This is a genomic window from Steroidobacter sp. (genome assembly GCF_016790065.1).
GTDB lineage: Bacteria > Pseudomonadota > Gammaproteobacteria > Steroidobacterales > Steroidobacteraceae > Steroidobacter.
The window spans coordinates 1-10,431 of record NZ_JAEUPY010000610.1; the positions used below are offsets into that span (position 1 = coordinate 1).

The 10,431-nt window shown below is 60.3% G+C and carries 10 protein-coding genes and 1 pseudogene; 3 read left to right on the forward strand and 8 right to left on the reverse strand.

Annotated elements, in window-relative coordinates; all coding sequences use genetic code 11:
* Positions 1-629, reverse strand: a pseudogene (locus tag JNL55_RS25080) (hypothetical protein); the annotation flags it as partial.
* Between the two features lie 345 nt (positions 630-974).
* Between JNL55_RS25080 and JNL55_RS25085 the strand changes: the two are divergent.
* Positions 975-1,364, forward strand: a complete 390-nt coding sequence (locus tag JNL55_RS25085) for a TfoX/Sxy family protein (protein WP_293860750.1) — start codon at positions 975-977, stop codon at positions 1,362-1,364.
* On the opposite strand, the gene JNL55_RS25090 is transcribed toward JNL55_RS25085, so the two are convergent.
* Positions 1,326-2,306 (reverse strand): glycosyltransferase, encoded by a 981-nt coding sequence (locus tag JNL55_RS25090; RefSeq protein ID WP_293860753.1) that lies wholly within the window; start codon positions 2,304-2,306, stop codon positions 1,326-1,328. The two genes, JNL55_RS25085 and JNL55_RS25090, sit on opposite strands and share 39 nt — an antisense overlap.
* 244 nt (positions 2,307-2,550) lie before the next feature.
* Between JNL55_RS25090 and JNL55_RS25095 the strand changes: the two genes are divergently transcribed.
* Positions 2,551-3,150, forward strand: a complete 600-nt coding sequence (locus JNL55_RS25095) for an OmpW/AlkL family protein (RefSeq protein ID WP_293860756.1) — start codon at positions 2,551-2,553, stop codon at positions 3,148-3,150.
* Positions 3,151-3,153: 3 nt separating this feature from the next.
* Here the strand turns inward: JNL55_RS25095 and JNL55_RS25100 are convergent, their stop codons facing one another.
* The 5 genes from JNL55_RS25100 to JNL55_RS25120 form a co-directional block, all read right to left on the reverse strand.
* Positions 3,154-5,172: an LTA synthase family protein gene (locus JNL55_RS25100; protein ID WP_293860759.1), complete on the reverse strand. Its 2,019-nt coding sequence runs from the start codon at positions 5,170-5,172 to the stop codon at positions 3,154-3,156.
* A 231-nt stretch (positions 5,173-5,403) separates the two neighbouring features.
* The gene (locus tag JNL55_RS25105; protein ID WP_293860762.1) at positions 5,404-6,147 is read right to left on the reverse strand and encodes an NADPH-dependent F420 reductase; all 744 of its coding nucleotides are present in this window, start codon (positions 6,145-6,147) and stop codon (positions 5,404-5,406) included.
* Between the two features lie 65 nt (positions 6,148-6,212).
* A complete protein-coding gene (locus JNL55_RS25110) occupies positions 6,213-6,815 on the reverse strand; it encodes a cell wall hydrolase (RefSeq protein ID WP_293860765.1) in 603 nt (200 codons plus the stop codon).
* A 2-nt stretch (positions 6,816-6,817) separates the two neighbouring features.
* Positions 6,818-7,453 carry a hypothetical protein gene (locus JNL55_RS25115; RefSeq protein WP_293860768.1) on the reverse strand — a complete coding sequence of 212 codons (636 nt, stop codon included), beginning with the start codon at positions 7,451-7,453 and terminating at the stop codon, positions 6,818-6,820.
* The gene (locus tag JNL55_RS25120) at positions 7,450-8,883 is read right to left on the reverse strand and encodes a hypothetical protein (RefSeq protein WP_293860771.1); all 1,434 of its coding nucleotides are present in this window, start codon (positions 8,881-8,883) and stop codon (positions 7,450-7,452) included. The genes JNL55_RS25115 and JNL55_RS25120 overlap by 4 nt, the downstream gene beginning before the upstream one ends.
* Before the next feature lie 258 nt (positions 8,884-9,141).
* Here JNL55_RS25120 and JNL55_RS25125 point away from each other — a divergent pair, with 258 nt between their 5' ends.
* Entirely contained in the window at positions 9,142-9,945 is an 804-nt protein-coding gene (locus JNL55_RS25125) for a DUF3750 domain-containing protein (RefSeq protein WP_293860774.1), read from the forward strand.
* Here JNL55_RS25125 and JNL55_RS25130 read toward each other — a convergent pair.
* The coding region (locus JNL55_RS25130; RefSeq protein ID WP_293860777.1) for a GGDEF domain-containing protein at positions 9,942-10,431 on the reverse strand (490 nt) is incomplete at its 5' end. The two genes, JNL55_RS25125 and JNL55_RS25130, sit on opposite strands and share 4 nt — an antisense overlap.

A 10,431-nucleotide genomic window follows, 5' to 3' on the forward strand; every position in this document is an offset into this window, starting at 1 on the left:
GGGTCCGAGTCACGGCCATCGCCGTCATTGGCCACGCTCGTATCGGAGATGAAATCGTAGCCCGGTAGCAAACGTCCGCCTGCAGAGAGACGTAGCAGGTCCGGGTGGCTGTACAACACTCCCGTGTCGATATCCGCGATCACGACGGAAGAGCTGCCGGTCGTCGTGTCCCATGCGCCTACAGCGTCGATCGCGCTCGGAGTGGTGCTTGCGTTTTGCAGATACCATTGAGCCGAATACAACGGATCGTTGGGTACCGCCTGGGCGTAGCGCCGATGATCGGGCTCGGCATATTCGACGGCGTCATCCGCACGCAGTCGGGCAAGGCTCTCGCTCACCGATTCGCCCGACGCCTCAGGCTCGAACTGCATGACATGCAGATTCGCTGCGATCTGGCGCGTTTGCTTCAGCGTCAGTTTGTTACGTCCTGCGAGCGCCGCCATGTCGTTTGCGGACTTTGCTTGAACTCGCTGCGACGTGCCGCTGCTTCTGAACTTGACGATAACGCGCTGGCTGCTCGCATCGGCGGCGGCAGGCTGTTTGCGGGCCGGATTATATTCGGCGGCAGCGACGTTGAAGCTGACGAGACCGGTGAACAACAAACCGAACAGAATGCGGCTGAATGGCATGGTTGCTGATCCGTTGCAATTGTCTGCTCGCGAGGAGTGTACGCGGGACAGTCGGCGCAGAATGCAAGCGAATGTAACAAGCTGAACGACTGACTATTAACGAAGTGTTCAGTTTCGAATGTTTGTTGTGTGAGGCCAGGAACAAGGTCTCAATTTTTTGTTTTGGGCCGGGCTTTCGCCAGTGCTGCGAACAGCGCCTACGAAACGGCATGCAGAAGACCTCCATGGCGGAAGCTCCGGACGATATCATCGTCGCTGGCGGCCGGGCCAAAGCGCCAGGCCAGCAAAGTATCCCTAGTAATAGGTTGGCAGCGGCAGTGCTGCGACCCGCGTGAAATGAAATAGATGGCTCTGAGCAGCGACTATCTCCAGTACGTGCTCGAGCAGCTCGCGAAGCTGCCGAGCGTCAGCTATCGCCGGATGTTCGGAGGCGCGGGGCTGTATAGCGATGCGACGTTCTTTGCCATCATCGCCAGCGACACGTTGTATTTCAAAGTAGACGATGAGACTCGGCCAGTTTATGAGTCCCGCGGGATGGGCGCGTTTCGTCCGTACAAGGATCGACCGGAATGGAGCATGAGCTACTTTGAAGTGCCCGCCGATGTGCTGGAAGATGCGGACGAGCTGATCGTGTGGGCGCGAGGAGCGGTGCGTGCTGCGGCTAGAGTGGCGGAGTCGAAACGGCCAGTGCGCAAGTCAGCCAAGAAAAAGCAGGCTGCCCGCCGAAAAAAATAACTCGGCCCGGCTGCCGATGACACTATCCACCAGCTCGTGTCCGCCGGCCAGGGCGCGCCCGGTGAAATACAAATAAAACACACCGGCGTTGACCACTCGCGATTTCCAAGCGACGCAGCTCCATTTCCAGAACGCGCTGGCCAGGCACAGTAAGGTGATGGCAGTCAGAGCGCCTGCGGCGAGCCACCAAATGCGCGCGATCAATGCGGTAATCAGCACCACATGAAACGCTGCGAACACCGCAGCGGAGATCGCGACCGGTGAGGCCAGAAAACTCCGCATGGACCGGAAATCGCTGCGCCCATGCCAAGCTTCGCGCTTGATGAAGCGCCGCGCCGTCGAGGGATAACCTTTGTGCAGGACTCGGAGAGTTCGATTCGGGCGAATCGGAATCGCGGCAGCAGCGGCGCGTTCGCAGAATTCAACGTCTTCGCCCGAAATCATCTGTTCGTTGAAACCGCCGACTTTGGCGAAGTCGGCTCGCGAGATCAGCAGATTGCCGCCATTGAGATAAGTGCGCGCGCCGCGTAAGTAAGAAGCGCCGAACCAATGCCGCTCGATCCAGGACGGGTGCTCGACGATGTCGTAAATGTCCCCAGTGATGGTGGCCTCTCGGTCGCGCTCGGCGATGGCACGCGTTTCAGCGAGCCATTGCGGCGTGGCGATAACGTCAGCATCCAGAAAGGCGAGCAGTTCGCCGCGCGCCGCTTTGGCTCCCGCATTGCGCCCTGAGCCCACCGGCGAACGTTTGATGGAAACCACATTGGCGCCGCGATCGCGCGCGATGTTTGCTGTGCAGTCGGTCGAGCCATTGTCGACCACGATGACTTCGAAAGCGTCGTCATTGCGAATCGCTGCCAGGCTGTCGAGCAAACCGGGCAGGTCTTGCGCCTCGTTAAAGGCGGGAATGATGATACTGATGCGTGTTGCAGAAGCGTTCATGAGTTTGCTTCGGCCCGCCGCGAGCTTTGTTTGTTTTATTTCGTGAGCTAGTCAGCACTCACTTGTTACATTTTTATCAGAACCGCTACGAGCGCACAAACGAATCTTGGCGAGAGCTGCCTGTCGAGAATATATACACCTGGGAATTGTCCGCAGCTGTTCTCGGGACCTCCGGAACGCGTACCGGCGCGCAGATCACTAAAGTGCTCATGAAGACAGAGCAAAGAGTGTTTCCGGAGGATGTATGAGTATTCGTTCTGCTGTGCTGATTTCATTGGCGGTGGCCGCCGTGCCCGCTGCGCAGGCGCAGGATGCCGGTGAATGGATTTGGCGCACCGGCGTGCACACTGTGCAGCCAAAGTCGGACAATCACGCGGTGGTCAACGTCGACAGTGCTGCGATGTTGACCTTCAGCGGCACCTACATGTTTGCGCCGAACTGGGGAGCGGAAGTGCTGGCTGCACTGCCGTTCTCGCATGACATCAATTTGAACGGCGGCGGCAAAGTGGCGGAAACCAAGCACCTGCCACCGACAGTGAGCTTGCAGTATCACTTCAATCCGAACGGCAGCGTGCGTCCCTACGTCGGTGTGGGTTTGAACTACACGTTGTTCTTTAATGAGGACACGACCGGTGCGCTCCGCGGCTCCAAGCTGGAGTTGGAGTCTTCGTTCGGCCCGGCGGCGCAGCTGGGATTGGACGTGGCGCTGAACAGTGACTGGTTCGTCAATGCCGACGTGCGCTGGTTCGACATTGACACCAAGGCCAAGTTGAATGGCGCCAAGCTGGGCACCGTGGAGATCGACCCGTACGCGTTCGGGGTCTCGATTGGCCGGCGCTTTTAGGGCTTAGTTCGGCAGCCGGTACAGTTGGTCGCGATACAGCCAGGCCGGCATCAATACGTTGGCTAGCGCAGTGCGTGCGATTTCCGAATCGTGCGCCTGCGCCGGTTCCAGCGACTTGGCGCGGCGATCATAGGTGAAGTAGCGCACGTCGCCGTCCGGAACCAGCACGGTGACCTGATTGCCTTGGAGCCAGGCGAAGTTCCTGTCGAACTGCATCATGGCGCGCGGCACGGGTAGAGGTTCGCGATTGCCGAATTCTGGCAACGTGCGAGTCAGATCGCGGCCGACCAGCGGATGTTCGCTATCGACGCCCATCAGCGATAGCAAAGTGGGCGCGAGATCGATCTGGCTGACAGTGGAATCGATGCGTCGAGGTTGCGTGTCGGCGCCCAGGATGACGCCTGGGATATGGAATTTGTTCACCGGCACTAACTCGTCGCCATAAACGCGTGTGTCGTGGTCGGCCACGACCATCACCAGAGTATCCGCCCAATATTTGCTGGCTCGAGCCTGCTTCAAGAAACCACCAACGGCATGGTCGGCGTACTTGACCGCGTTGTGCACGGTTTGTTTGGGCTGTTCGTGCAGTTCGATGCGCCCGTCCGGAAATTCGAACGGCGTGTGATTGGTGGAAGAGAACACCAGCATGAAGAACGGCTGCTGGGACTCATGCAATCTGCTGAGGCGTTCGTGGGCTTTCTGGAACAGGTCTTCATCGGACACGCCCCAGCTGCCGACGAACTTGGGGGCCAGGAAGTCTTTGCGGTCGACGACGTCATGAAAACCGTTGCCTAGGAAGAAGCCGCGCATATTGTCGAAGTGCGATTCGCCGCCATAGACGAATTCATTCCGATAGCCAGCCCGGCGCAGCACCGAGGCCAAGGTGGCGAAATCGCGTTGTGATTTGTTGAGCTTGACCACGCTCAGCGCCGGCGTGGGCGGAAATCCAGCGACCACTGCTTCGATGCCGCGAACCGAGCGAGTGCCGGTGGCGTAGAGTTGTTCGAACCAGATGCCCTGATCCGCCAGTCCGCTGATGTTTGGCGTGATGGGTAGGCCGCCGAGCTGCTCGACGAAGCCGGCACCCAAACTCTCTTCCAGCACGATGACCAGATTCAGCGGCCGTTCGCGACGCACGCTGGCCACTTGTTTATGCAGCGTCGGGAACTGGTCCGAGGTAAAGCTTTGCGGGCTGGCGCCCATGCCGTTACGGACGCGTGAGATCATTTCGGCCGCCGGCATTTCGCCATAGATTTCGCTTTGGCCTTCGTGCTTCAGACCATACACGGCCGACAGCACCGAGTACGCCGAGTTGGTGACCAGGCTGTTGACCATGGCGTCGTCGCAGAAGGCGAAGGTGGCCAGGTTGGCCGGCCGATGCTGGAAGCTGGAACGAATCATCACGAACAGCAGCAGCACGACGATGGGCCAGGCGATCAGCACGGCACGTGTGCTCCAGGAATTGCTACAGCGGCGGTACTTATTAAAGTGACGAACGATCAGCCAGCTCGCCGCGCCCAGCCCGATCACTACCATGGCTAGCGAACCGCGATAGCCGGTCCACAGCATTGCGAACACTTCGCGGGGATAGACCAGATACTCGACGAACAGTCGGTTCGGCCGGCTGTCGTACTCGGCAATGAATTGCGGGGATGCGAACTCCAATAACAGGATCGCGATCAGGCTGAGGCTGAGCCAGGCGGTGGCCAGGCGCGACCACCAGTTCAGCCGTTTCACAGCAACAAACAACGGTAGCGCCACGACCGCGGGCGCCGCGAAGTAGCCGAGAGTCATCAAGTCGCTGCGCAAGCCTTGCAGCAGCATGAGCCACAGCGAGTCGGTCACGTCGACCCGTTGCCATTGCCAGGCGATCAGCACGGCTCGCGACAGGCCTAGCGATGCCGCCCCGATCAGTAGAAAGCCAAGGATGCAGGAGTAAGGTCCGAGCCGAACGATGGGCCATTGAATAGAGCGCAGCGTGGCGATCGCGACGGCGAATCGCGGCTGGACGAGAGTAGTCATTGTTTTAGATCCGCCCTGACACGTTGGCCGCGCGTCGTCTGGAGTGCCGGAAAACAATTGTCAGCGATCTGTCGTCGCTTCGTCGCCACAATACACCCGGCTGGAGAGCAATTGGCGCTCCATGCACCAAATCAGGGAAAGCCTCAACAGACCGCGCCCGATCGGTGCGGCACGACGGATCGATTCGCTAATTTGCGCGACGAAATTGGCGCCTGCGCAGGTGAAATCCGCTCAGGGCGTTTTGAGTTTGGCGGCGATCTCGCGAACCTCGGCCGGGGTGTGTTCGCCCGCCAGTGGGGTCCCCGGCAGCAGATATTTGCCCATCTCCTGATTGCCCACCAGCACCGGCTCGTAGCCGACATCTCGGATCAGGCGGGCGGCCAGCTCGATGGCTTGCGCGTCGTCGCCGGCAATCGGCATTCCGATCTTGCCTGGGGTTTCGTACGCCGAGCCCATGCGGGCGGCGCCGATGGCATTGAAGGCGCGAACGATGCGAGCGCCCGGCAGGAGCTCGGCGGAAACGCGACCTGCGCCTTGTGCGCGAGCGCGAGTGGCGATCTCGCCGTCCCGCTGTGGGAATGGATTGCAGGCATCGATGACTACTTTGCCTTTGAGCGCGTTGCCGAGGCTCTTGCCCAACTCGGGCAGTGCGCCGTAGGGCACGGCGATCAGAATGACTTCACCGAAAGCTGCAGCTTCGGCCGCTGTGCCGGCGTGGGCTTTGGCGCCGAGTTCGGCGGCCAGTGCTTTGTCGTGATCGATGTTTCGTGACGAGAACAGAACTTCATGGCCGCTGCGAATCCAACTGCGACCGATTGCACCGCCGACCTTGCCGGAGCCGATGACACCGATGCGTGTGCTTGCCGACGTCGCAGCCCAAGCAGGTAGTACAGCGCTGGTTGCAATTGTTACCGCTGTGATACTGGTGAGCTCCAAGAAGCGACGGCGGTCGGCATCGATACCGGTGTTTTTCATGGCGAGTTCCGTTGCAACTGCGTGAGTGCCGATACTCAGCGCATGCGGCGCGAAACTCAAGCGGCTCAACGATAGAAAATATGATTACCGATTTTGGCGACCACGCGTTTGCTGCTGGCCCAATACGGTTGCACCGACGTGGCGTGATAAAACAATGCATCCGGCACGACGGGTTGGTTGTGCCCGTCGTAGACCAGCGTCGCTACATCCATTGCTTGTTGCCACTCCGGGCTGCCCGATTCCAGTCGCAGCTTGAATGCCGTCCAGGAAAAGTGCGCCACCAGGCGACGGCGCGACGCATCCCAACGCGTGTCGTGCACGACTTCACAGAGAGTGTCAGGAAAGTAGGGCGAGGCCAGCCGATTCATCGTTACTTCGGCGACGGCGTATTGTCCTTGCAGTGGTTCGCCGCGAGCTTCGAAATAAATGTTCTCCGCGAGACAGCGAATGTCCTTGGTGCGTCGTCTGGCGGTGTCGGTTCGCGAACCGTCGATGGTCTCTCGCGCGGCGTACGCGAAATAGACGATGAAGCCCACGACAGCAAAGGGAATGCCGAGCGCGGCGATGAATGCGAAGTCGCCGCGTTCTCGTAGCAGCCAATACAACGTAAGTCTGCGCCGCGTGAGCACGACCCAGGCGCGTACTTCGTAGAATGCCGCTCTCAGCATTCTCACAGCAGGCCGTCGAGGCGCTCCAGGTCGTTGATCATTCGCCAGCGTCCGCCGCTTTTTTCGACGCGCTCGCGCCAGGTGTCGACGCGCGACATGTATTCACGAGGATCGAAGTTGTCCGAGCGCAGTTTGGTGACATTGAGCGCGACCACTTCGAAGCCTTTCAAGTCGAGCGGCACGTCGCGCACGTAACCTTTCGCGAGGTCTTCCTGCAAGTCGGAAAAGATCAGGATGGCTTTGCGGCCCGGGCTTTTCTCGTTCAGGAACTCGATGCCTTGGAGCAAGCCGCCGGTGATGTCGGTATGAGTCGCCGCTTGCGAGTGATCCACGAAGCGTTTGATGGCATCGGCGAAGGCGCGCTTCTGAACGTTGGCAGTGCTGGGCCGGTCGTCGAAGGTCACCTTGGCGATGATGTCCTTTTCACTGAAGCTGCCGGTGTCGATGCGAGCTACGGCGAACGAATCCGTGGGCTGCAGTCGGGTCAGTGTGTACAGAATGATGCTCTGAGCTTTTTGCAGCTCTTCGCTGTACGTGCCCGATGTGTCGAGCAGCAGATAGACGCCCGTATTGCGAGGCGCGGCCGGCGCGCAGCCGCCGATCATCAGCGTCACGATGGCTAGCAGGAAAGCTTTCATGGCTGCGCCTCCTGCACCGTACCGATTTCACGCGAACGTTCGGCTTCAGCAGCGGCTGTGGCTCGTGCTTCCAGACACAGCGGTATAAACAACGGCAGGTCGTAAAGACGTTCCAGCAGCTTGCCGATATGGTGGAACGCGTTACTCAGTACTCTCAGCAAGAGCGCAAGCGCACGTAGCAGAGCGATTCCGCACAGGCCGAGCACGGTGCGCGACGAGTGCACGAACGTTTCGAACGGAATGGCCACGAAAGTCAGTGCGAAGGGCAGGATGAAACCCATGCCCATCTGCGCCGCGGTCGTGATCCACAAGTACTCGTTCTTCAGTTCGCCGGCGCCTTCGCCACGGAGCAGTGCGCCGGTGGCCAGTTCATCCTGTAGCAGAACTTCGCGCATGTAAGCGAGCCCGGCTTCGACGCTCGCCAGCAGTGCCAGCAGCGTGAAGGTGATCCAGATCATGCGCACGCGCATCTTGTCCGGCAGCGCGGCGATGACCGGAAACAACCTGGTGATGCGCAGAGACTCCATCAGGAACAGACCCATCGAGATCTCGACCATGATGATGACCAGCGCCGCGATATCGGCGGTCCGGAACGAACCGATATAGCTGGTGCCGCCCACCATTTCCGACATGGGGCGGGCGATCAGCGAGAAGTTGATGGCCGCGCCGCCGATTGCGATCAGCAGCACCAGCCCAGAGACGAAGAACTGCACCACGGACGAGGAAGAGAGCGTGGACACGGCTCTATCGTGGCCGCCGACGATGTCTTGGTACTCCTGCATGTGCCGGTCGATGGCGACCGAGCGCGTCAACAGGCTTTCCACGGACGAATGCACTCGATCCAGGGTTTCTTTGATGACGCGCCACTCGGGCATCATCTTGCGTAGCAGGCCGTGGCGTTCGGCGCTGGCTTCGCGGTAGGTCTCCATCGCTTCTTTGTGAGCTTTGATGAGCGACTTATGAATGTCGGCGAGGATGTTGGCGGCGCCGTTGCGAGCTTCCATCTGCGCGACCGCATCGACGGCGCGCACCCAGCCCGGTGCTTCCGGCGGCACATCGACGGCGCTCTGGTGGTCTTCCTCGATGCGCCGAATCGATTCGCTCAGCGCCCGGTGCAGCGTGGGATAGTTGGTCAGGTCCTTGCGCACACTTTCGCTGACACGCTCGAACTCACGTTCGATGATTCGTTCCTTGGCTTCGCGGCCCGCCGCCAGCAAGACATCGCGATTGCGGGTGGCGAGTCGTAGCTCGAGATGGACGACGGAATGAGCGCCCAGCCGTAGGCCGCGAGCGATGGCGCTGGTCGCCGTGCGAATCGCCAGATGAGCCGTGTGTCGCGCCAGGAACAGTACGAAGACTGCCAGCGCAAACAAAATGAGCACGGAAAGGAAGGGCCAGGGCGTGATCCCGAGTATCGTTGCTAAGGACATCATTGTTCCCCTTGTGGTGGGCCGCGTCCGCTGACGACCAGGCTGAATGGGCCGCTAGCAATCTGAATTCGGCTGAACGGGGCGGCTGGATGCCGGCCGAACGGCCGGCGGCGGGGAATCTAGACGTAGTTCTCAGGCGGAACCTTGTCGCCTGGCGGGTATCGAACGTTCAGGATCCGGGGCCGGTGGCTTGCTCCTGACTCAATTAGAAGCAGTTGATTAGAAGTATTCGATTAGAAGCATTTGGTTCCAAGCGCCATGACGACCAAGCGCCGCCGCAGTGGCTGGCTACTCATCCTTCTCATGCCCTTGTACGCGGCATGCTCCAGCACTTATCTGGGCTTTGCCGGCAAGGCTGGCTCGCGGGATTGGCGAACCGCCAGTCGCGAACCCGTGGGGCTCGCGCCTGATCCGGCTGTGACACCGGAAGCGGTAGTCCAGGTTTATGCCGCTCGCACCATTGGCTGGCGAGGTTACTTCGGTGTTCACACTTGGATCGCCGTGAAACGCACCGGCGCCGAGCAATTCACCATTCATGAAGTCATCGGCTATCGACTGCGTCGTGCCGGCACCGCCGTCGTCTCTCGCACGGGCGCACCCGACGCGCGTTGGTTTGGCGCCGAACCTGAGTTACTCAAAGATGTTCGTGGCTCCGGTGTCGACGCACTCATCGAGCGCATCGAGGGGGCGGTCGAGGACTATCCCTACGCCGGCACTTATCGTGTCTGGCCTGGCCCGAACTCGAATACCTTCACCGCATTCGTGCTTCGTGAAGTGCCCGAGCTACGTGTCGATCTGCCGCCCACCGCCATCGGTAAAGACTATCTCGGCGCCATTCCCGTTGCCCTTACCCCCAGCGGCACGGGTGGCCAAGTCAGCGTGCTCGGTGTTGCCGGCATCGCCGCCGGCTGGGAAGAAGGCTTGGAGTTGAACCTGCTCGGCCTCACCTTCGGCATCGATCCCGCCAGCCTGTCTATCAAACTGCCTTTGCTCGGCCGCATCGGCCCGAGCGAGAGCGAGCCCGTCATCATCGAGCAGGAAGCATTGGCGGCGGATCGTTAGCTTCTTGCGCGCTGTTTCTCTACATACATCAGCGCATCGGCTTGGGCCAGCATCTCCTCGACCGAGAGCAGGTGTTGCGGGTCGGTGGCGATGATGCCGATGCTGACGCTCAGCGAGAAGCGCCGATTCGGTTGAGCGTTGCGAACTTGCAGTTCGTCTCGTAGCCGTTCGCGAATGGCGGCTTCGCTGTTGTCGGAGGTGGCGGGCAGGAGCGCGGCGAACTCGTCGCCGCCAAGACGACCGAGAATATCCGAGTCGCGAAAACAAATGCGCAAGGCCGCAGCGGTTTCGGCGATAGCGGCATCGCCGGCTTGATGGCCCAACGTGTCGTTGATGGGTTTCAAGCGATCCATGTCGATGAACGCCACCACGAAGTGCTCGCCGGTGCGCTTGGCCAGCATGGCATGTTGTTCGGCCAGCATCAGAAAACCACGCCGATTGGACAATCCGGTCAGCTCATCGAGCGTCGACTCTTTACGCAGCGCC